This window comes from Frankia sp. CgKIO3 (genome assembly GCF_977946435.1).
Genome location: NZ_CDWTMO010000013.1, coordinates 26,001 through 48,269 on the forward strand (window position 1 = coordinate 26,001; position 22,269 = coordinate 48,269).

The window sequence follows — 22,269 nt, forward strand, 5'->3', positions numbered from 1 at the left end:
CGAGGAGCGTAGGGATGTTGTCCGTTAGTGCCCCGCGGCGCCGGATCCCGTCGGGAGATCCGTGGACCGGTAGTCTCCACGACGTTACGACCAGATCACATTGGACGATCAATTCCCTTTCCTATGGCAATTTCTGGCTATGGCCGGCTAACCTTGATCGATCCAGGTACGCGGTCGGGGGGTCCGACCACCGAAGGATTCGATGCTTCGACACCACAGGCGGCACCATGCGGAACGGCGTCGCGCCGGCCCCGTCCTCTGCACCGCGGCAGGGGCCTTGACCGCGGTTCTGGCGATCGTGCTGCTCGCGGGTGGTCATTCGGGACCGCGTGACGGTGACCACGTGGCCGGCCGCGTCGGCGCGCAGCCGGGTCGGGGCGTGGTCGGGGTGACGGCCGGGGTCCCTCCCACGTCGATCGCGGATCGGATCGCGGATCGGGGTGCGCCGACCGGGCCCGGGGCCGAGCCGCAGCCCGCCGCTCGCCCGGCCGGTCCGGATCAGCTGCCCGCTGCGCGGGCGTCGGCTCTGGCCCTGGCCGCGCCGGTGACGGCTCCGTCCGCGTCGGCCCCGGCGCCGGCTGTTATCTCGCCGCGCCCGCCGTACCTGCCGGCCTCCTGGACGAGCCTGGTCGGTCAGGCCGTGACCTCGACCAACCTCGAGCGCCGGGCGGCCGGTTGCCCTCCGTTGATCGTCGACTTACGGTTGGCCGCCGCGGCCCAGGCACACAGCGTCGACATGGCCACGGCCGGCTATTTCGGCCACGACAGCCCGGACAGTCGCTCGCCCTTCGACCGGATCGCCGCCGGCTTCTCCTTCTCCATCGCCGCCGAGAACATCGCCGCCGGTCAGCGCACCGTGGCCGAGGTGATGCGCGGATGGATGAACAGCCCGGACCACCGATCGAACATCCTCACCTGTTCGTTGACCCGGATCGGCGTGGGCTAAGCGACGGGCGGCAGGTACGGCACCTACTGGACCCAGGACTTCGGGACGCCGTGGGGCCCGGCCCACTTGCCGGGCGCGACCGGCCCGTGGCATCCCGCGAGGTGCACCCGACCTCGATCCTCCGCGACTCGCGGGGATGTCCCGGTCCTGATCAGTAGTCGATCCCGTAGGGTCGGGTCATCGTCGCCGACGGCAGCGAGCACGGCAACGAGCACGACAGCGAGCGTGGTAAAGCCCGCGGACCCAGCCGGTAGACGGGCTGGCGGGCCGCGCGGCAGCGCCGTCGGCGAGGGTGATCCTGGCAGGAGGAGTGACCTTGGTTCGGGCGGTGGTCACCGGCGCGGCCGGCTTCCTCGGCGGAGCGCTGGCCCACGCGCTGCGGCGGCGCGGTGACGACGTTGTCGCCATCGACATCCGGCGCGCGCCGGGTGTCATGCAGGCCGACGTCAGCCGTCCCGGTGAGTGGGAGAAAGCCCTTTACGGCACGGAGCTGGTGATCCATGCCGCCGCCATCGGGACCGGTGGCGTCGCGGAACTGACCCCGGTGCGTCCCGGCCGAGCCGGAGCGCCGGTACGGGTGCCCGACGCCGAGATCCGGCGGGTGACCCTCGGCGCCACGGCGGCGTTGCTCGACGCCGCGGGTCGGGCCGGGGTCGACCGCTTCATCCATCTTTCCTGTGTGGACGTGCTTGCCCGGACGAGTGGCCCGGTCCCCGGCGGGACCGGGGACCGGGGGCCCGCGCGAGCCGTCGGCCGACCACTGGACGAGACCACGCCGATCGGGCTGACTGGCGACGTCCGCGCCGACGCCATGGCCGCCGCGGAACAGGCGGTCGGGTCGGCCGCTGCGCACGGACTCGGCGCGACCGTCCTGCGGATCGGGGACGCCTACGGTCCCCGGGCTGGTCGCTGGACCCTCTGGCCGGTGCTGCTGATGCGGGCCGGGCGGTTCGTCCTCGTCGACGGCGGCCGGGGTGTGCTCAGCCCCGTGCATGTCGACGACGTGGTCACGGCGGTGACCACCGTCGCCGGTGCGGACCGGTCGGCGGTCGCCGGTGAGGTGCTGCACGTGACCGGGGGGGAGTCGGTGTCCGCCGCCGACTTCTTCACCTTTTACTGTCAGATGCTCGCGATCGCGGCGCCCCGCTCCGTACCGGCCAGGATCTTCGAAGCGGTCGACGCGATTGATCGTGTCCGTTCGTTCGCGGAGGGTTACCGGAGGCGAGGCGCGGACGGTTCCGCGGCTGAGACGCCACCCCTCCCCACCCACCCGGTCCCGGCGGTCTCGACGACCTCGGTACGGCCAGCGGGCTCAGCCGTTCCGGCCGTTCCGATGAACTCGGCGATCCCGTCGCGGCGGGCACCGGGCCTGGTCCGCGGTGTCGGTGCCCGTCTGGTGGCCGGAGTCGATCCCCGCGCCCGGGTGGACCTCGGTCCGCTCACCGTGCGCACCCTGACCCGCGACGCGGGCCTCTCCATCGAGAAGATCCGGGCCCGGACGGGATGGTCGCCGGTCGTGCGGCTGCCCGAGGGCATGAACCGCACCGAGTCCTGGCTCCGGGAACGGGGTCTGCTCGGGGTCCGGGAGCCATCCCGTCGTGGGTGAGGGCCCTACACTCACCACCTCCCGACTACTCGCACTCCCGCTCACCATTTGGAACGCGGGATACGTCGCCGAGGAGCTCGCGCCTTCGCTGGCGTTCACGGTCATCACCCCGCGATCAGGCGCGCGTGGCGCTCCCGGTGACGGATCCGGCCCCTTCGGCGGAATCGTCGGGACCGATCCTGCCGCGGGGGCGCCCGATCCCGACGATCCGGCGGGGGCGCTGCGGCGCGAACTGCGCCGTCGGGCGAGCGCCGGCCACACGGTCCTGACCTGGGTGCTGCGTCGCCATCCGGGTCGCCATCCAGGATCGGCGGCGGTGGGCCTGCTCGCGGCGGAGGCCCACGGCCGGCGGGTGGTGGTCGGGGTGTCGATCGTGCTCGGATGCCGGCGCAGCGGCTACGCCACCGAGGCGATCCGCGCGGTCGCGGGATGGTTCGAATACCGCGGCGCTCTGGTGGAGACGCGGATCCGGCGCGGGGACAGCGTGGGGAAGCGTCTCGCGCAGGCGACCTCGTTCGTGCCCACCGGTGTGCTGATCGCCGATTGGTGGCGGATCTGGCTGCGTCCGCCGCCAAGTTGACCATTGAGGTTTGTCACGCAACGTCATTGGGCGCCGGGCTTCGTCCGGGCCTGGCGCCGCGGGTCACCGCCGACCGCTCCGGTACCGTCCGGATCCGGCCGTCATCCGGCCCGAACGGGCAGAACCCATGTCCAGCCGCCTTTCGCGGCGCGGCAGAAGGTCATCGTGACGGTACTGTTACCATGCTGTGTTGTCGGCTGGGTGACAGCTCCCGGCTCATTCTTTCGTCGTCACGAGGAGAGTGGTGAACACGCCGCGGAGACAGCCCCCTGTTCAGACTGTGATGCCCTGGGGCACCATGTAAGGCGATGTCGCGACCAATGGCCGACGGGCCGAAGCTGGGCGGGGCGTCCGTGGGGGTCCGTGGGAGGGCCGTCGCGTGCCCGGGGAGGGGAGCCCGAACGGTCCGGCGCCACCTGCGCCTGGGAGGTCAGCACCATGAGTGTGGATACCCCTCGGGGGACACCGGCCGGAGTCCGGCCGAGCGAGGTCACGTACGACCATCTGATCATTCCGCCGCACTGGCGTCGGCCGAAGGAGTCGGCGCCGGGGACGCTCAACCCTCTGTTCCCCTCCGAGGGAGGCCTCCGCTCCGAGCCGGCTGCGGCCGGCTCGACGTCGCCGATTAACCCGACAACCGGTCCGCTGACGGGTCCGCTGCTGGTCGGCACCACGGCGCGTGCCTTCGCGAAACTCGACGACCTGATCTGTCTCAGTGCCGAGGACCGTGCCGTCGTCGCGGCTCGCCGCGACGAGGCGGAGCGGGCGCTGCGCGCGATCTTCCCGCCTCGTTGCGCGCTGCCGCTGGTCGGGGTCGCCACGATCGGCTCGGCGGGGCGGGACACCATGATCCGTCCGCTCGACGAGGTCGACATCTTCGCGGTCTTCTCGGCGGCCAACAGCGCCTGGAAGCGTTTCCGCTGGGACTCCCGCGACCTGCTGCTCTGTGTACGCAACGCCATCGGCGGAGATCGGATCCAGACGATCGGCAGCCGCGGCCAGGCGCTGCGCATCGTCTACGACGCCCCCCCGGACGTCCATCTGGTGCCGGCCTTCGATCATCCGCGTGCCGGGTACGTCATACCCGACCGGGTCGGTGGCTGGCTGCCGACCCGGCCGGAGCGGCACACGAGCTGGGCGGCGGACCTCGGCCCCCGGGTGATCTCGGCGGTCCGCCTGCTCAAGGCGTGGAACCGGGTGCGCGGCAGCCACCTGCGCTCCTTCCATATCGAGGCGCTCGCCGGGCAGGTCCTCGCCGGTCGCGGGCTCAACACCCGGCAGGGGCTCGCCGAGGTCTTCCGGCACCTGGACGACGTCGGCCTCACCGTGGCCGACCCGGCCGGCGTCGGCGGGGACCTGTCGTCGTACCTGCGTGCCGAGGACATCGAGGCGTTGGCCGAGAGTGTCCGGCTCGCCCGGATCTACTCGGCGAAGGCGGTGGATGCGGAACAGGCCGACGATCACGAGGAGGCCGTGAACCTGTGGGGTTCCCTCTTCGGACCGGAGTTCCCCACGTTCGGCTGAGGGCGGGCCGGTAGCGCGCTTCGTTTACCCGGCGCCCCGACTCATCCAGCGGTCCGGTACGGCGTGGCGCCGACCGATCCGGGATCGCTCGGCCTGCGCGGCGGCGAGCGAGACCGCCTCGTCGGCGTCGCGCAGGCCGGCGCGCACCGTCACCGGGCCGCCGGTGGTATCGAGGTGCACGTCGGCCAGCCGTAGCAGTCTGGCCAGCGGGTTCTGCACGATCCGGATGCTCTGCACCTTGCCGTGAGGGATGAGATCGGTGTGCCGCCGGACGATTCCCCGGTGTACGACGAAGACCGTGTCGTCCGCTCCGCAGGACAGCCGCCGCCAGTGGAGCGGGGCGAGCCAGGCGGCCCGGCGTGGCGGCCGGGTCATCGCCACCGCGGCGACGTCCACTCCGGGCAGCAGCCGGCCGATCAGGGCCAGCGCATCCGCCCGGCGGGCCACCGGTAGCAGCACGGAGGGTCCGCCGCCAGCCACGTTCATCCGGACCGTCACCCAGCCCGACCAGCGCCACAGCGCCGGTTCGCCGATGCTGATCGCCTGGACCCGTCCCGGCGGGACCGTGGCGTGGGTGCGGTTGAGCAGACCGCTGATGATGCGCAGCCCGTCGGGTGACTCGGAGACGGTGTAGGGGTAGCCGGCCGCGAACCGGCGAAACGTCGTGTGCCAGAGGCTGCCGAGCATCGGAACGGCGCCGAGGGCGCCGGTGAGGATACCGGTCAGCAGGGCGGGCGTGGCGATCGCGGCCGCGCCGAACAGCGCCACCCACGGCGCGGGGGACAGCGCGATCGCGGCTACCAGCCGCCGTGGTGGCACCTCGGCGAGTGGGCGCTGCGGTGCCTCGCCTACGTCCGGCGCGAATCCCGCGGCTCGGGCGAGAAGCGGTTGGGCGATGTCCACCGACTGTAACCGATCCAGCCGGACATGGCGGGTCCGTCGGACCAAAAGCCCGGTATCGAGCCGAAGATTGTCGCGTTCGACCCGGTAGCGGGTGAACCGCCAGGCGCAGTATCCGTAGATGCCGGCGGCGGGGATCAGGAAGATCAGGGTGAGCCCGATGATGCGGGGCGTGGCGTCGTCGGCGAGGTTCCTGCCGACCGTCGCCACGAACGCCGCGACGATCACCCAGCCGCGCAGGAACGGGGTGAGCCGATGCAGCCGGTGAAACCCGTCCTGGCCGGGGCGTGTCGCCCGAGCCGGCGCTTCGCCGGTGGTGGACCCCCGCTCGATTGTCACAGCCCGGCCGACCGGGCTTCACCGCGTTCGGTGAGCGCGTCACGTAGCCGTGCGGCCTCGTCCGGGGCCAGGCCGGGGATGACGGCATCGCTGTCCGCGGCCGCGGTGTGCAGCTGCACCTTGGCGATGCCGAAACGGCGTGCCAGCGGCCCGGCGGTGACGTCGACGAGCTGCATCCGGCCGTACGGCACCACGATCAGGCGACGCGTCAGCACCCCGCGGCTGATCAGGAGATCGTCCTCCCGCTCGGCGTAGCGCCAGGCCTGCCAGCGGAGGCCGATCGAGCGCCAGAGCCAGCCCGTCACGAGAACCGGCGCCACCGTGATCAGTATCCAGGGCCAGCCGCCGAACGCCGCCGTGATCAGCAGGGTGAGCGCCACCACCGGGACGGCTCCCACGATCAGGAGCGCCCGTCGAAGCCGCCGTAGGTCCGGTGGCAGGACCCGCCACTGCGCGGGATCCGGCAGAAGAGCGTCGTGCATTCCGCAACAATAAGTCGCACATCCGATACGTCCGGCCCGAATCGGCCGAGGAACCGGCGGCGCGCCGTCCCCACGATGGTCCTCGCCCGGTCTGCGGCGATTCGCCGGGAGGCCTGTCAGAGGGACTTGACGGTGGCGGCCTTGACCGTCAGACCCGAGCGGTCCGGCGCGGCGTCGACGAGCATCTCGTCGCCGTCCCGGATCTGCCCGCCGAGCAGTTCCCTGGCGAGCTGGTCGCCGATCGCTGTCTGGACCAGCCGCCGCAGCGGGCGGGCCCCGAACACCGAATCGTAGCCGACGTCGGAGAGCCATCCCTTGGCGGCGTCGGTGGTGTTGAGGGTGATCCTCCGGTCGAGCAGCCGGGCCCGCAGCCGATCGAGCTGGAGATCGACGATGCGGGCCAGCTCGTCCCGGCCCAGCTGGTCGAAGACGAGGACGTCGTCGAGGCGGTTGAGGAACTCCGGCTTGAAGGCGTCGCGCACGGCGACCATCACCGACTCGCGGCGCACCTGCGGGCTGAGCGTGGGGTCCGCGATGAACTGCGACCCGAGGTTCGAGGTCAGGATAAGGATCGTGTTGCGGAAGTCCACCGTGCGGCCCTGGCCGTCGGTGAGCCGCCCGTCGTCGAGAACCTGCAGCAGGACGTCGAAGACGTCCGGATGGGCCTTCTCGACCTCGTCCAGCAGGATGACACTGTACGGCCGGCGGCGGATCGCCTCGGTGAGCTGACCGCCGGACTCGAACCCGATGTACCCGGGCGGGGCGCCGATCAGGCGGGCCACCGAGTGCTTCTCGGCGTACTCGCTCATGTCGATGCGCACGATCGCCCGCTCGTCGTCGAAGAGGAAGTCGGCGAGCGCCTTCGCGAGCTCGGTCTTCCCGACCCCGGTGGGCCCGAGGAAGAGGAAGGAGCCGGTCGGCCGGTCCGGGTCGGCGATCCCGGCCCTGGCCCGGCGGACCGCGTCGGAGACGGCCCGCACCGCGTCGTCCTGGCCGATGACCCGCGCGTGCAGTGCGGACTCCATGCGCAGCAGCTTCGCCGTCTCGCCTTCGAGGAGGCGACCGGCCGGGATCCCGGTCCAGGCGGCGACGACCTCGGCGACATCGTCCGGGCCGACTTCCTCGTTGAGCATCGCCCCACCGGGGGAGTCCGCGCCGGCCAGCGCGCCGGTCGCCGCCGACAGCCGCTTCTCCAACGTCGGGATGGTGCCGTACCGCAGCTCCCCGGCCTTGGCGAGGTCGAGGTCGCGCTCGGCGAGCTCCGCGGCGCGCCGCGCGTTCTCCAACTCCTCCTTGATCTTCTGAACTTCGGAGATCGAGTCCTTCTCCCGGTGCCAGCGGGCCGTCAGGCTCGACAGCTCCTCACGCCGGTCGGCGAGCTCGCGCTGCAGGCGCCCCCGCCGCTCGCGGGAGGCCTCGTCGTTCTCCTTGGACAGCGCCATGTCCTCGATCTCCAGGCGGCGCACGGCGCGCTCGAGTTCGTCGATCGCCACCGGCCGGCTGTCGATCTCCATGCGGAGCCGGGACGCGGCCTCGTCGACCAGGTCGATCGCCTTGTCCGGCAGGAAGCGTGCGGTGACGTAGCGGTCGGACAGGGTGGCCGCGGCGACCAGCGCGGTGTCGGTGATGCGCACGCCGTGGTGCACCTCGTAGCGTTCCTTGAGCCCGCGCAGGATGCCGATGGTGTCCTCGACCGTCGGCTCGCCGACGAGGACCGGCTGGAAGCGACGTTCCAGCGCCGGGTCCTTCTCGATCCGGGTGCGGTACTCCTCCAGGGTGGTGGCGCCGATCATGCGCAGCTCGCCGCGGGCGAGCATCGGTTTGAGCATGTTGCCGGCGTCCATCGCTCCTTCGGCCGCGCCGGCGCCGACGACGGTGTGCAGCTCGTCGATGAAGGTGATGATCTGACCCTCGGCCTCGCGGATCTCGTTGAGGACGGAGGTCAGCCGCTCCTCGAACTCGCCGCGCAGCTTGGAGCCAGCAACCATCGAACCGAGGTCGAGCGAGACGATGCGCCGGCCGCGCAGCGACTCGGGCACGTCACCCGCGACGACCCGCAGCGCGAGCCCTTCGACGATGGCCGTCTTGCCGACCCCGGGCTCGCCGATGAGGACCGGGTTGTTCTTCGTCCGCCGCGACAGCACCTGGATGACGCGGCGGATCTCGGCGTCGCGGCCGATCACCGGGTCCAGCTTGCCCTGCTGCGCACGCTCGGTGAGGTCGATGGAGTACTTCTCCAACGCGCGGTAGGAGCCCTCCGGGTCCCGGGTGGTCACCCGCCGGGCGCCGCCGCGCACCTTCTCGAAGGCGCCGCGCAGCGCGTCGGGGGTGGCGCCGGCGGAGGTAAGGATCCGCCCGGCCTCGCCCCCCTCCTCGGCGAGCGCCACGACCAGATGCTCGACCGAGGTGTACTCGTCACCCAGCTGACCGGCCTGCCGCTCGGCGTTGTTCAGCACCGCGATGAGCTGGCGGGACAGCTGCGGCGGGGACACGCTCATGCCCGTCGCGCGGGGCAGCCGCGTCACTGCGGCCTCGGCTCGGGAGCGCACCGTGTCGACCGAGGTGCCCGCGGACGCCAGCAGCGCCGCGCCGACCCCGTCAGACGCTTCGAGCAGTGCGGTGAGCAGGTGGAGGGGGTCGACGAGGGGTGACCCGTCGGCGGTGGCTCGACTGATCGCTGCGGAGAGTGCCTCCTGCGACCGGGCGGTGAGGCGTTCAGCGTTCATGGCGGATCCCAGATGGTCGGACGGCGTGCACTGTCGCTTTTTCAACGCTCAGTATACCTGAGTCGTTCCCACTCAACCTTGCGGGCGCGCCGCGATGAACCCCCTGCATCCGTTTGCCGGCTCCGCCCGGCCGGTCAGCGGCGGGGCAGCGGCCGCCAGACCACGAGCGCGCCGCGATCCACCGGGACGAGGTCGCGCCGGTGACTGGCATGCGCCTCGGCCACCGCGCGGTCCGTGTCGGCGCGGGACCGGGCGAGCTCCTCGGTGAGCTGACGCACCTGCGCCTGCAGCGCCATCACCTGGGCGCTCAACCGGAGGATCTGCTTGATCCCCTCCAGGTTGACGCCTTCCTCCTGGGACAACCGCTGCACCTCGCGCAGCAACGCCACGTCCCGGGCGGAGTAACGCCGCCCCCGCCCGGCCGTGCGCCCGGGCGTGACCAGCCCGAGCCGGTCGTAGGACCGCAGGGTCTGGGAATGCATCCCGGCGAGCTGCGCGGCGATCGAGATGACGTAGACCGGTGCGTCCTCGTCGTGGGCCGGGCCCGGCAGCGGGCCGGCGGGGTAGTAGCCCTCCGGCCGAATCTCGGTGTCCGGCCGAACCTCAGCGGGGGACGCCGCCGGTCCTCTCTGGAGCTGCCGTTCCCCTGTTCGCCCTGCTCCCATCGCTCGCCCTGCTCCCGTCGCTCGCCCGCGCCGGGCGGGCGACGGGTCGGATGTGCGGTTCGGCCGCCCGGTCATCCGCCTGCCCCCATCCGTTCCATCAACGGCGCCCGTGGGTCCTCGGGATGGGCCTGGGCGAACTCCAGCAACGCCGTACGTGCCCGTGGCGAGAGATCACTCGGCTTCGGCACCGTCACCTCGAGGGTGACGATGAGGTCCCCGTTCCCGCCCCCGGCTGTGGGGACACCCCGCCCGCGGGCCCGCAGGCGTCGACCGCTGGAGGTCCCCGCCGGTACCTTCATCGTGAGCGGAGCACCGTCCAGGGTCGGCACCCGTATCGATGCGCCGAGGGCGGCCTCGGTGATCGTCACGGGGAGAGTGATCGCCAGGTTGTTCCCCTCCCGCTCGAACACCGGATGGCGCAGCACGTGCACCGTCACCTCGAGATCACCGGCCGGTCCGCCCCGTTCGCCGGGTATGCCACGCCCCCGGACCCGCAGCCGCTGTCCGTCGCTCACCCCAGGTGGGATGCGGATGCGCTGCTCACGCTCACGCCGGCCGGTGCCCCGGCAGTCCGGGCAGGGATGGTCGATCAAGGTGCCCTTGCCCAGGCAGTCGCGGCAGGGCTCGGAGAGTGCGAAGCCACCCTGGGAGCGGGACACCACGCCCAGTCCACGGCAGGTCGGGCAGGTGCGCGGCGTCGTGCCGGGACGCGCCCCGCTGCCGGTGCAGGTGGTACAGGTCGCGGCCCCGGGAAGCCGGACCGACGCCTCCAGGCCGGTCAGCGACTTCTCGAAGGGGATCGTGACCTCGGCCTCGATGTCGGCACCCCGACGCGGGCCGCGTCCGGGTGCCGACCGCTGGAACAGGTTGTCGAAGATGCCACCGAGGCCGCCGTTCGCCCCACCGAGAAGGTCGTCGAGGTTGAGGTTCGGCCCGCTGCCGTAGCCCGTGCCGGGTGCGCCGAACCCGCCGTAACCCCCGGCTCGGCCAGGCCCGCCGAAGCCGCCGCCGGGACGACCGCCGGCCGCGAACAGCGCCCGGGCCTCGTCGTACTCCCGTCGACGGCCCTCGTCCGAGAGAACGTCGTAGGCCTCGGAGACCTCCTTGAACCGCGCCTCGGCCTTGGCGTCCCCCGGGTTCTTGTCGGGGTGCAGCTCACGGGCCAGCCTGCGGTACGCCTTCTTGATGTCGGTCGCCGAGGCGTCCTTTGGAACGCCGAGAGCGGCGTAATAGTCCTTCTCGACCATGTCGCGAACACTCACGGCGCCCCTCCTTCCTTCACGATGTCATCCGCGCGAGGCGGTGGCCGGCCATGCCCGTCAGACCCCGGCTCGCGGACGGCCGGACGGACCTGGCTCCCCTCTTCAGCCGGTGTTCAGTCGGCGCTGACAGTGGGCCCGCCGTTGTCCGGCCCGGGCGCACTGCCCGTGTCATCGGGGACCGATGCCGGCCGATTCGGCGGGCCGCCTGCCTGGCCCGGGCCGCTCCCCGCCGCCTCGCCGGCCCCGGCGACGACCTCCGCCTCGACAGGCTGATCGACGGTCTCGTCCACCTCGCCCGACGGTTCCGCGACCGACACCTGCGCGGGCCGCAACACCTTGCCCGCGTGCAGGTAACCCGCCCGGAAGACGTCCACGCAAGTCGGCCCGCTCACGTCCGACCGATAGGAGTGCATCAGGGCCTCGTGGACCGACGGGTCGAACTCGTCGCCCTTCGCCCCGTAGCGCTCCAGCCCGGTCGCCTCCAGGGCTGCCTCCAAGGCCTCCGCGATCGCCTTGAACGGGCCTTCCAGATCGCCGTGGTCACGAGCCCGGCCGATGTCGTCGAGGGTCGACAGCAGACTCGCCAGCAGCTTCGCCGTCGCCTGCTCGCCGATCTGCTGACGGTCCCGCTCGACCCGCCGACGGTAGTTGTCGAACTCGGCCTTCAGGCGCTGCAGGTCCGCGGTCCGCTCGGTGACCTGCTGGCGTAGTGACGCCACGAGCTCACCGTTACCCTCGCCCGCCGGGACTCCGGCGGGTGGAACCTCCGTGGCCGTCGGGCCGGGGGACGCAGCGGCCTCCGGCCGGACCTCGCCGCTCTCCGGATCGATCCGGCGCCGGTCCCGCACCACCACCGGGGGCTCTTCGGCCTCGTCCCGGCCGTCGGGCCGAGACGAACCCCACCAGTCCGCGGCCTGGCTTGAGGTCACTTCTTGTCCTCCTCATCCACGATTTCCGCGTCGACCACGTCGTCGTCGGCTGCTCCGGCGCCGCCGGAGGCACCCGCGCCCTCCTGGGCGGCCTGCGCGTACATGGCCTGGCCCATCGCCTGGCTAGCCGCGGCCAGCGCGTCGGCCGCCTCGCGGATCGCCGCCGTGTCGGTGCCGGCGACGGCGCCCCGCAGCGTGCCGAGCTTCTCCTCCACGTCGCTCTTCACCGCGGCGTCGATCTTTTCGCCGTTCTCGGCGAGGAACCGCTCGGTCGAGTAGACGAGCGTCTCGGCTTTGTTGCGGGTCTCGGCCTCCTCCCGGCGCCTGCGGTCCTCCTCGGCGTACTGCTCGGCGTCGCGGACCATGCGGTCGATGTCGTCCTTCGGCAGCGCCGAGCCACCGGTGATGGTCATCGACTGCTCCTTGCCGGTGCCCAGGTCCTTCGCGGACACGTGCACGATGCCGTTTGCGTCGATGTCGAAGGTGACCTCGATCTGGGGCATGCCCCGCGGGGCGGGCGGCAGGCCGGTCAGCTCGAACATGCCGAGCTTCTTGTTGTAGGCGGCCATCTCGCGCTCGCCCTGGAAGACCTGGATCTGCACGGAGGGCTGGCTGTCCTCGGCGGTGGTGAAGATCTCCGATCGCTTGGTGGGGATCGTGGTGTTGCGCTCGATGAGCTTGGTCATGATCCCCCCCTTCGTCTCGATGCCGAGCGAGAGTGGGGTGACGTCGAGGAGCAGGACGTCCTTGACCTCGCCCTTGAGCACGCCGGCCTGCAGCGAGGCGCCGACGGCGACGACCTCGTCCGGGTTGACGCCCTTGTTCGGCTCCTTGCCCCCGGTCAGCTCGCGGACCAGCTCGACGACGGCGGGCATCCGGGTGGAACCACCGACGAGGACGACGTGGTCGATGTCGCTGACCTTGATCCCCGCGTCCTTCACCGCCTGCTGGAAGGGGTGCCTGCAGCGGTCGATGAGATCGGAGGTCATCCGCTGGAACTCGGCGCGCGACAGTGAGACGTCGAGGTGCAGGGGACCCTCGGCCGACGCGGTGATGTAGGGCAGGTTGATCGTGGTCTGGGTGGACTGCGAAAGCTCGATCTTCGCCTTCTCAGCAGCCTCCCGCAGCCGCTGCAGGGCCATCTTGTCCTTGCCGAGGTCGACCCCGTGCTGGCCGTTGAAAGTCTTGATCAGGTGGTCGGTGACGCGCTGATCCCAGTCGTCACCACCGAGGTGGGTGTCACCGGAGGTGGACTTCACCTCGACGACACCGTCGCCGATCTCCAGCAGGGAGACGTCGAAGGTACCGCCACCGAGGTCGAAGACCAGGATGGTCTGCTCCTTCTCGCCCTTGTCCAACCCGTAGGCGAGGGCCGCGGCGGTCGGCTCGTTGACGATCCGCAGGACGTTGAGCCCGGCGATCGTGCCCGCCTCGGTAGTGGCCTGACGCTGGGCGTCATCGAAGTACGCCGGGACGGTGATGACCGCGTCCGTGACCGTCTCACCGAGGTAGGACTCGGCGTCCCGCTTCAGCTTCTGCAGGATGAACGCGCTGATCTCCTGGGGCGTGAGATCCTTCGCGTCGACCGTCATCTTCCAGTCGGTGCCCATGTGGCGTTTGACCGACCGGATGGTGCGCTCGACGTTTGTCACCGCCTGACGCTTGGCGACCTCGCCGACCAGGACCTCGCCGTTCTTCGCGAAAGCCACGACCGACGGGGTCGTCCGGGAGCCCTCGGCGTTGGCGATCACCGTGGGTTCGCCGCCCTCGAGCACGCTCACGACGGAGTTCGTGGTGCCGAGGTCGATACCGACCGCTCGTGCCATGTCTGTGTGCCTTTCGATCATGTCGGTGGCGCCGATCAGGCGGGCGCACCGACCTCGTGGGGATGGAACCTGTCGGTGAACCGAGGTTTGAGGATCACTCCGGGAAGCCTCGGTTCCGCCAACGCTAAGCCAGGCTGGTGTGTTGAGTCGCTCTGACTCATGATGACGGCTCTTATCATAGCCTGACAGAGGTGATCCTAGCGCGCTCAACTTTTGTGCGGCCGGGAAATTCCCGCCAGCGCCGCCGGACGGGACCGGAAGGGGAGCTGGCGGGAAGAGCCTGCGGGGGAGCCGCGTGGAGTGGAGTGGGAGAGCGTCAGCTTCCGGCGGGTGGCTGCGGGGCCGAGTCACCCGCGGCACCGTCGCCGGGCGCCTGGCCGGCGTCGGGGTCCGTCGTCTCCCGGGGCGGTCGAACGGCGGCCAGGATGCGCCCGCGGCGGGCTCCCGGGCGCGGCCGTCCGCCCGCGCGTGATCCGAGCCGGGGCGAGACGACCGGCCCCATGCCGGCAGCCGACGGACCGTCCGGCCCGGAGGCCGCGCCGCCGCCGTTCGCGGCCTCGTCAGTGCCCGCTCGGCCGGGAACCGTGAGCGGCATTCCGGTCCGGTTGATGAGGTCGGCCTGCCGGCCCAGGTCGGACTCGATCTGGGCGAGCCGGTCGAGCATCTCGGAAGCGTCCCCGTCGCGCTCACGGATCGTGCGCAGCGCGTCCATCAGGGTCAGCCACTGGTCCCGACCGACGGTGATCTGCTCGGCGAGGCGGTTGGCCGAGTAGGCCGGAAACAGCCGTTCCGTGGCGGCGGCGATCTGCTGGACCTCACCGGGGTTGAGCCGGCCGGGCTTGCGCCGGATGTAGTTGACGACGTCCTTGATGCTGATGATCGTCACTCCGTCGAGGGCGCCGTCGCTCCACAGGACGTTGGCCTCGACCATCACCAGGATCGAACTTACCGGGATCTTAAGCATCGGCAGTGCTGCGCGGATCTGGTTGCGGACCTCGCCACCCAACCAGGCGGTGCGGTCGATCGGGGGCTTGAGTGACTCTCCGTCACAGGTCGCCCCACCCTTCTTGTACCGCACGGTGCCCTTGTTGTTGTCGCTGCTGAGCACCATCACCCCGCCGGGCCCGACCAGGAGGTGACCGATGGTCGCCTCGGAGTAGGGGACGGCCCGGTCGTGCAGGATGACGTACGCTTGGCGGCGCAGCCGGGCGATGGCGCGGGCGGTCCTGCGCTCCGCCTCGGCCCCCTCGCGCAGCGACTCGACGTCGGGGGCGGTCCCGAACGAGGCGATCACGATCCCGGCCGGCCAGGCGATGAAGACCAGCAGGAACACGACGACCGCGACCGTGGGCAGCCCCAGGCCGAAGCCGATGACGAGGGCGAGAACGAGTCCCACCAGGGCCGAGCGCACCGCGGTGCGGGGTACCTCGCGGCTCAGCTTGTCCCGCCGCACGAGTGCCTGGTTCTCCCTGGCCCGGAGGTACTCCGTCTGCAGGGAGTGTCCAGGGCGGCCGACTCGGGTCATCGTCGGCCGGGTGATCGTCGCCATCGTGCCCACCATGTTCGCAGGGTTGTCGTTCGCGGAGTTGTCGCTCGCGGGGTCGTCAACGTCGGTAGGGGGCCCGTCCGCCGGGGCATGCCGGGCGTCGTCAAGGCAGCGCTGGCACCGGGCCCATGCACAACGTGAAGGTGGCGAGCACCGCGGGACACACGATCGCCCGGTCACCGTGGGCGAAAGCTGTCCTTATGGTGCGTCGAAGCACCTGCCGGCACAAGGGTTGACCTCGTCGGCCCGGGAGGCTCCCGGCGGGGGGAGCGACGTTCCGGGATGGCGGGATCCGGGGCGCCGTGGTAGTCGTGACGGTGCGAGGCGTTGCGTGTTGGTTGGGCGTCTGCCGCTGAACGTAGCAGTCTCGTGCACCTCGCGCGGACGATCGGGCCTTTGGGCCCCCTAGCTCGGGCCGCTCGGACCACATCGTGGCAGGGCCGACGGTGAGCGGGTTCGCTGTCGGCCTCATAGTGCCCCTACGCCCAGGGGTGGGGACCCAGCCAGGCAGGTTGGCCGGGAGGTGGTACCGGACCCGCCCCTACGGTGGCGCGGGCCACTTGTCCGGGTGGCGTGAGCCACTCGTCCCATACGTTGCTGGTCGGTACGAGCAGGCTCGCCCGCGATAGTGGGTGCCAGATGGAGGATGCTGTGAGAATTGCGATCGGTGGAGCGATCACGCTGATTGCTCTCGCGGTTGCCGGGCGCCGGGTTTTCTGGCTGTTCCGGCTGATCAGGTCCGGCCAGCCGGCCGAGGGCCGGCTCGACGACCTGCCGACCCGCGTCTGGACGGAGATCAGCGAGGTCGGGGGGCAGCGCAAGCTGCTGAAGTGGTCGGTGCCCGGGGCGGCCCACTTCTTCACCTTCTGGGGCTTCACGATCCTGCTGCTGACCGTCATCGAGGCCTACGGCGGCCTGTTCGACGACGACTTCCACATCCCGGGATTCGGGCACTGGGCGGCCATCGGCTTCCTCGAGGACTTCTTCGCCGTGGCGGTCCTCGCCGGCCTGGCCGCCTTCACGATCATCCGGTTGAAGGACGCCCCGGCGCGGCTGGAGCGCAAGTCGCGATTCTACGGTTCGCACACCGGGCCGGCCTGGGTCATCCTCGGCCTGATCACCGCCGTCATCGTGACACTGTTGATCTGCCGTGGCGCCCAGTACAACACCGGCAACCTTCCGCAGGGCCAGACAAAGTGGGCCTTCGCGTCCTACGCCGTGAGCCGCATCTTCTCCGGCCTCTCCCACGAGGTGAACGAGGGCATCGAGACGGTCTTCCTACTGCTCAACATTGCGGTGATCATGGGCTTCTCGGTGCTGGTGGTCTACTCGAAGCACCTGCACATCGGCCTGGCTCCGATCAACGTCGTGCTCAAGCGCCAGCCGGTGGCCCTCGGCCCGCTGGCCACCACCCCCGACATCGAGAAGCTGATGGAGGAGGACGAGCCGGTCGTCGGCGTCGGCAAGGTCGAGGACTTCTCCTGGAAGGCCATGCTCGACTTCGCCACCTGCACCGAGTGCGGGCGGTGCCAGAGCCAGTGCCCGGCGTGGAACACTGGCAAGCCGCTGTCACCGAAGTTGTTGATCATGGATCTGCGTAACCACCTCTTCGCCAAGGCGCCCTACCTGCTGTCCACCGAGGGCGCGGCGGAGGGCGAGGAGGCGCCGAAGGCGGTCACCGGGATCGTCGAGGACGCCTCCGACTCCCACACCGTGCACCATGTGCCCGAGTCCGGCTTCGGCCGGGTGCCGCAGCCCGGTCAGCCGCAGGTCGACCGGCCGCTGGTCGGCACCGAGGAGGAGGGCGGGGTCATTGATCCCGACGTCCTGTGGTCGTGCACCAACTGCGGCGCGTGCGTTGAACAGTGTCCGGTGGACATCGAGCATGTCGACCACATCGTCGACATGCGTCGCTACCAGGTGATGATCGAGTCGGCGTTCCCGTCCGAGGCCGGCGTCATGCTGCGCAACCTCGAGAACAACGGCAACCCGTGGGGCGTCTCGCCGCGGACCCGCACCGAGTGGACCGAGGGCCTGCCCTTCGAGGTGCGTGTCCTCGGCGACGGTGAGCAGATCCCCGACGACGTCGAGTACCTGTACTGGGTCGGCTGCGCCGGGGCGATCGAGGACCGCGCCAAAAAGGTCGCGCGGGCCTTCGCGGAGCTCCTGCACACCGCCGGGGTCGAGTTCGCGATCCTCGGTACGAACGAGTCCTGCACCGGAGACCCGGCGCGCCGGCTCGGCAACGAGTACCTGTACCAGGAGATGGCCAAGGCGAACATCGAGCTGCTGAACGCCACGGGCGTCAAGAAGATCGTTGCCACCTGCCCGCACTGCTTCAACAGCCTCGCCCGGGAGTACTCGGCTCTCGGCGGTCAGTACGAGGTCGTCCACCACACCCAGCTGCTCGGCAAACTGGTCGAGGAGCGCAAGCTGGTGCCGGTGACCCGGGTGGAGTCGTCGGTCACCTACCACGACCCCTGCTTCCTCGGGCGGCACAACAAGGTTTACACCCCGCCGCGGGAGATCCTGGCGGCAATCCCGGGCATCCGGGGCCAGGAGATGCACCGCTGCAAGGACCGCGGCTTCTGCTGCGGTGCCGGCGGCGCGCGGATGTGGATGGAGGAGAAGATCGGTAAGCGGGTCAACGTGGACCGGATGGAGGAGGCCCTCGGCCTCGACCCGGACGTCGTGTCCACCGCCTGCCCGTTCTGCATCGTGATGCTCACCGACGCCGTCACCGAGAAGAAGCTGAGCGGCGAGGCGAAGGACGGCGTCGAGGTGCTTGACGTCTCCCAGCTCCTGGCCCGTTCGCTGGCGCCGGCGGCGCCAGCGGCTCCGACCGAGGCGTCCGCCGAGCCTGTCGGCTAGATTGTGCCCTTGCCTTTCCAGAGGGATAAATCGAACATGAAACCCTCTGGAAAGGCAAGGAAGCTGAAAGGCAAGGAAGTCAGCCTGGGGGGATCTCCCCGTTCGGGACCGGTGCGCGGGTGAAGCCCCGGTAGGCCCTCGACGGAGTCGGGCCGCGCTGGCCCTGGTAGCGCGAGCCGTAAATGGTCGAGCCGTACGAGTGCTCGGCCGGCGAGGACAGCCGGAACAGGCAGAGCTGGCCGATCTTCATGCCGGGCCAGAGTTTGATCGGCAGCGTCGCCACGTTCGACAGTTCCAGCGTGACGTGCCCGGAGAAGCCGGGGTCGATGAAGCCCGCCGTCGAGTGCGTGAGCAGCCCGAGCCGGCCGAGACTCGACTTCCCTTCCAGCCGGCCGGCGAGATCGTCGGGCAGGGTGACGATCTCCAGTGTCGAGCCGAGGACGAACTCGCCCGGATGCAGGACGAACGGCTCGTCGCCCTCCGGGGCGATGAGCTCGGTGAGATCCTCCTGCTCGAGAGAGGGATCGATGTGGCTGTACCGGTGATTGGCGAAGACCCGGAACCAGCAGTCCAGCCGTAGGTCGATGCTGGACGGCTGGATGAGGCCAGGGTCGTGGGGGTCGAGACGGATCCGGCCCGTGGCGATCTCGGTCCGGATGTCCCGGTCGGACAACAGCACGTCCCGGACGTTAGAGCATGAGCGGTTGATCTTCACCCTCCACCCGGAGGTTGATCTTCACCGTCCACCCGGAGGAGGACGGAGCCGTGTGGAAGAGTGAGACGGAGCGTGACCCGGGTAGGAGGCACGTGGCCGGTCGATGAATACCCGGCCGGACGGGTGGGTGCTCCCGGGGAAGGCTGGGGCGGAAGGGACAGGCGGGACGGATGCTCGGGCTACCCGATCACATCGAGGCATGTCTGTTCGATCTGGATGGCGTGCTGACGAACACTGCGACGATCCACGCGGCCGCGTGGAAAGAGATGTTCGACGATTTTCTGGAGAACTGGGCCAAGCGGTCGGGAGGGCCGTTCGTCCCCTTCGACCTCGAGCATGACTATGCCGAGTGCGTTGACGGCCGGCCCAGGATCGACGGAGTGCGAGCCTTTCTCGACGCCCGTCACATCAGGCTTCCCGACGGAACACCGGACGACCCGCCGTCCGCGCTCACCGTGCATGGGCTGTCCAACCGGAAGAATTTCCTCCTGCTGGAACGGATTAGGAGGGACAGTGTGGACATCTACCCCGGCTCGGTGACGTACCTGCGGGAACTGGCCGCGCGGGGGATCCCCCGCGCGGTCGTCTCCTCCAGCGCCAACTGCGCCGAGGTGTTGAAGGCGACCGGGCTTGACGCCCTCGTCGACGGAGCGGTGGACGGCATCGTCGCCGCCCGTGACCATCTCGCCGGAAAGCCAGCGCCCGACACCTTCCTCGCCGGCGCCCGGCTGCTCGGGGTGCCGCCGCGGCGGGCGGCGGTGTTTGAGGACGCCCTGGCCGGCGTCGAGGCGGGGCGGGCCGGCGGGTTCGGCTGGGTCGTGGGGGTCGACCGGGTAGGGCACGCCGCAGCGTTGCGCGCCCACGGGGCCGACATCGTGGTAAACGACCTGGCGGACCTGCTCGGCCACGGCTCCGGACCCGGCCCCGCATGATCGACAAAGTGTCTTATCTGATTGAGCCGTGGTCCATCCAGGAGTCCGGTCTCGACATCTCCGATCTGGGCCGGTCCGAGTCATTGTTCGCCCTGTCCAACGGCCATATCGGGCTCCGGGGAAACCTCGACGAGGGCGATCCGCACGGCCTGCCGGGCACCTACCTGAACTCGGTCCACGAGCTGCGGCCCCTGCCCTATGCCGAGGCCGGCTATGGATATCCCGAGTCCGGCCAGACGGTCATCAACGTCACCAACGGCAAGGTGATCCGTCTACTCGTCGACGACGAGCCGTTCGACATCCGCTATGGCGATCTGCGGTCGCATCAGCGGGCGATCGACTTCCGGGAGGGCGTGCTCCGGCGGGACGTGGAATGGGTCTCGCCGGCGGGGCAGACCATCCGGGTGCACTCCGAGCGGCTGGTGTCGTTCTCGCAGCGTTCCATCGCGGCCGTGTACTACGAGATTGAGCCGGTGGGCGACCCGGCGCGGATCGTCATCCAGTCGGAGCTGGTGGCCAACGAGCAGCTGCCGGCCTGGCACGGTGACCCGCGGGCCGCGGCTGCGCTGGAGTCGCCGCTGCGGTCCGAGCGCCATCGGGCGAGCGGCACGATGGTCGAGCTCGTCCACATCACCCACCGCAGCGAGATCCGTGTCGCCGCGGCCATGGACCACGAGTTCGCCGGGCCGGACTCGCTGGGTGTCTCCTCGGAGAGCGAGCCGGACGCCGGCCGGGTGACGGCCACGGCGGTGCTCGCCCCGGGCGAGAAGCTACGGATGGTCAAGTTCATCGCCTACGGTTGGTCGGAGCAACGGTCCCTCCCAGCCCTGAGGGACCAGGCCGCCGCGGCGCTGGTCGCAGCGCGGCAGACCGGGTGGCCCGGTCTCGTCGGCGAGCAGCGGCAGTATCTGGATACCTTCTGGAAGCGGGCCAACGTCGAGGTCGACGGCGACCCGGAGGTGCAGCAGGCCGTTCGCTTCGCGCTGTTCCACGTCCTGCAGGCCGGAGCGCGGGCCGAGCGGCGGGCGATCCCGGCCAAGGGCCTGACCGGCCCCGGATACGACGGGCACGCCTTCTGGGACTCCGAGTCGTACGTGCTCCCCGTCCTGACGTACACCGCGCCTGACGCGGTGGCCGACGCGCTGCACTGGCGGTACGCGACTCTGCCACTGGCCAGGGAACGAGCCGATCTGCTCAATCTGAAGGGCGCCGTCTTCCCCTGGCGCACCATCCACGGCGAGGAGTGCTCCGGGTACTGGCCGGCCGGGACGGCCGCCTTTCACGTCAACGCCGACATCGCCGACGCGGTCGCCCGCTACGTCACCATCACCGGGGACGAGCAGTTCGAGCGCACGGTGGGGCTGGAGATCCTGATCGAGACCGCTCGGCTGTGGCGGTCGCTGGGACATCACGACCTCGACGGCCGCTTCCGGATCGACGGTGTCACGGGCCCGGACGAGTACTCGGCTATCGCCGACAACAACGTCTACACGAACCTGATGGCGCAGCGGAACCTCGTGGCCGCGGCGGACGCCGCCCGCCGCCATCCCGACCGGGCCGCCGAGTTGGGCGTGGATGCCGAGGTCACGGCGTCCTGGCGGGACGCGGCCGAGAACATGTCCATCCCCTACGACCCCCATCTCGGCGTCCACCCGCAGTCCGAGGGATTCACCGAACACCAGGTCTGGGACTTCGCGAACACCGCGCCCGAGCAGTACCCTCTGCTGCTGCACTTCCCGTACTTCGACCTCTACCGCAAGCAGATCGTCAAGCAGGCGGACCTGGTCCTGGCGATGCAGCGCCGGGGTGATGCCTTCACGATGGACGAGAAGATCCGCAACTTCGCCTACTACGAAGCTCTGACGGTTCGGGACTCGTCACTGTCGGCATGCTCCCAGGCGGTGCTGGCCGCTGAGTGTGGGCACCTGTCGCTCGCCCATGACTACCTGCGCGAAGCCGCCCTGATGGATCTGCATGACATCGAGCACAACACCGGAGATGGGCTACACATGGCCTCCCTCGCGGGAAGCTGGATCGCCCTCGTCGAGGGCTTCGGTGGGCTGCGTGACGGCGGTGAGGTGATCTCGTTCGCGCCGCGGTTGCCCGAGGGACTGACCAGGCTGGCCTTCGGGCTCTGTGTCCGCGGGCGGCACCTGCGGGTGGAGGTCTCCGACTCGACGGCGGTCTACACCGTCCCCGCGGGGCCGGCGATGACGTTGCTGCACCACGGCAAGACCGTCCGGGTGGTTCCCGGCCAGCCGGTCAGCATGGAGGTCCCGCCGACGCCCGTCCTGGAACGGCCGAAGCAGCCCCCGGGTCGGGAGCCGCTGCGCTTCCTGCGCCTGCCCGGGACCGGCGGCCACTCCGGTGCGGGTGGGGGCGCCAGTGCGGGTGGGGGCGTCGGTGCCGGCTCAGCCACC

16 protein-coding genes are annotated in these 22,269 nt (G+C 70.5%); 7 read left to right on the top strand and 9 right to left on the bottom strand.

Annotated features, from left to right (window positions below; translation table 11 throughout):
- The first annotated feature begins 277 nt into the window (after positions 1 to 277).
- From AC08OJ_RS03135 to AC08OJ_RS03150, 4 genes are all read left to right on the top strand, one after another.
- A complete protein-coding gene (locus AC08OJ_RS03135) occupies positions 278 to 946 on the top strand; it encodes a CAP domain-containing protein (RefSeq protein ID WP_476595020.1) in 669 nt (222 codons plus the stop codon).
- A 316-nt stretch (positions 947 to 1,262) separates the two neighbouring features.
- A complete protein-coding gene (locus AC08OJ_RS03140) occupies positions 1,263 to 2,552 on the top strand; it encodes an NAD-dependent epimerase/dehydratase family protein (protein ID WP_476595021.1) in 1,290 nt (429 codons plus the stop codon).
- The gene (locus tag AC08OJ_RS03145) at positions 2,545 to 3,132 is read left to right on the top strand and encodes a GNAT family N-acetyltransferase (RefSeq protein WP_476595022.1); all 588 of its coding nucleotides are present in this window, start codon (positions 2,545 to 2,547) and stop codon (positions 3,130 to 3,132) included. Before AC08OJ_RS03140 ends, AC08OJ_RS03145 begins: the two co-directional genes overlap by 8 nt.
- 438 nt (positions 3,133 to 3,570) lie before the next feature.
- Positions 3,571 to 4,656, top strand: coding sequence for a nucleotidyltransferase domain-containing protein (locus AC08OJ_RS03150; protein ID WP_476592655.1), 1,086 nt, complete (start codon positions 3,571 to 3,573; stop codon positions 4,654 to 4,656).
- Between the two features lie 24 nt (positions 4,657 to 4,680).
- Here the strand turns inward: AC08OJ_RS03150 and AC08OJ_RS03155 are convergent, their stop codons facing one another.
- The 8 genes from AC08OJ_RS03155 to AC08OJ_RS03190 form a co-directional block, all read right to left on the bottom strand.
- Positions 4,681 to 5,895: a PH domain-containing protein gene (locus AC08OJ_RS03155; protein ID WP_476595023.1), complete on the bottom strand. Its 1,215-nt coding sequence runs from the start codon at positions 5,893 to 5,895 to the stop codon at positions 4,681 to 4,683.
- Positions 5,892 to 6,377, bottom strand: a complete 486-nt coding sequence (locus AC08OJ_RS03160) for a PH domain-containing protein (RefSeq protein ID WP_462186393.1) — start codon at positions 6,375 to 6,377, stop codon at positions 5,892 to 5,894. The genes AC08OJ_RS03155 and AC08OJ_RS03160 overlap by 4 nt, the downstream gene beginning before the upstream one ends.
- Positions 6,378 to 6,493: 116 nt before the next feature.
- On the bottom strand, positions 6,494 to 9,103 hold the full coding sequence (clpB, locus tag AC08OJ_RS03165) for an ATP-dependent chaperone ClpB (RefSeq protein ID WP_476592657.1): 2,610 nt from the start codon (positions 9,101 to 9,103) through the stop codon (positions 6,494 to 6,496).
- Positions 9,104 to 9,237: 134 nt separating this feature from the next.
- On the bottom strand, positions 9,238 to 9,843 hold the full coding sequence (locus AC08OJ_RS03170) for a heat shock protein transcriptional repressor HspR (RefSeq protein WP_476592658.1): 606 nt from the start codon (positions 9,841 to 9,843) through the stop codon (positions 9,238 to 9,240).
- Positions 9,840 to 11,030, bottom strand: a complete 1,191-nt coding sequence (dnaJ, locus tag AC08OJ_RS03175) for a molecular chaperone DnaJ (protein WP_462202767.1) — start codon at positions 11,028 to 11,030, stop codon at positions 9,840 to 9,842. Before dnaJ ends, AC08OJ_RS03170 begins: the two co-directional genes overlap by 4 nt.
- A 113-nt stretch (positions 11,031 to 11,143) precedes the next feature.
- Positions 11,144 to 11,959, bottom strand: a complete 816-nt coding sequence (gene grpE, locus AC08OJ_RS03180) for a nucleotide exchange factor GrpE (RefSeq protein WP_476592659.1) — start codon at positions 11,957 to 11,959, stop codon at positions 11,144 to 11,146.
- On the bottom strand, positions 11,956 to 13,785 hold the full coding sequence (dnaK, locus tag AC08OJ_RS03185; RefSeq protein WP_476592660.1) for a molecular chaperone DnaK: 1,830 nt from the start codon (positions 13,783 to 13,785) through the stop codon (positions 11,956 to 11,958). Before dnaK ends, grpE begins: the two co-directional genes overlap by 4 nt.
- A 316-nt stretch (positions 13,786 to 14,101) precedes the next feature.
- A complete protein-coding gene (locus tag AC08OJ_RS03190) occupies positions 14,102 to 15,334 on the bottom strand; it encodes a nuclease-related domain-containing protein (protein ID WP_476592661.1) in 1,233 nt (410 codons plus the stop codon).
- A 648-nt stretch (positions 15,335 to 15,982) separates the two neighbouring features.
- On the opposite strand from AC08OJ_RS03190, the gene AC08OJ_RS03195 reads away from it, so the two are divergent.
- The gene (locus AC08OJ_RS03195) at positions 15,983 to 18,202 is read left to right on the top strand and encodes a (Fe-S)-binding protein (RefSeq protein ID WP_476595024.1); all 2,220 of its coding nucleotides are present in this window, start codon (positions 15,983 to 15,985) and stop codon (positions 18,200 to 18,202) included.
- Between the two features lie 79 nt (positions 18,203 to 18,281).
- On the opposite strand, the gene dcd is transcribed toward AC08OJ_RS03195, so the two are convergent.
- Entirely contained in the window at positions 18,282 to 18,881 is a 600-nt protein-coding gene (dcd, locus tag AC08OJ_RS03200; RefSeq protein WP_476592663.1) for a dCTP deaminase, read from the bottom strand.
- Between the two features lie 206 nt (positions 18,882 to 19,087).
- Between dcd and AC08OJ_RS03205 the strand changes: the two genes are divergently transcribed.
- Both AC08OJ_RS03205 and AC08OJ_RS03210 read left to right on the top strand, forming a co-directional pair.
- Positions 19,088 to 19,849 (top strand): beta-phosphoglucomutase family hydrolase, encoded by a 762-nt coding sequence (locus tag AC08OJ_RS03205; protein WP_476595025.1) that lies wholly within the window; start codon positions 19,088 to 19,090, stop codon positions 19,847 to 19,849.
- A partial coding sequence (locus AC08OJ_RS03210) for a glycoside hydrolase family 65 protein (protein ID WP_476595026.1) occupies positions 19,846 to 22,269 on the top strand: 2,424 nt, incomplete at its 3' end. The genes AC08OJ_RS03205 and AC08OJ_RS03210, both read left to right, overlap by 4 nt.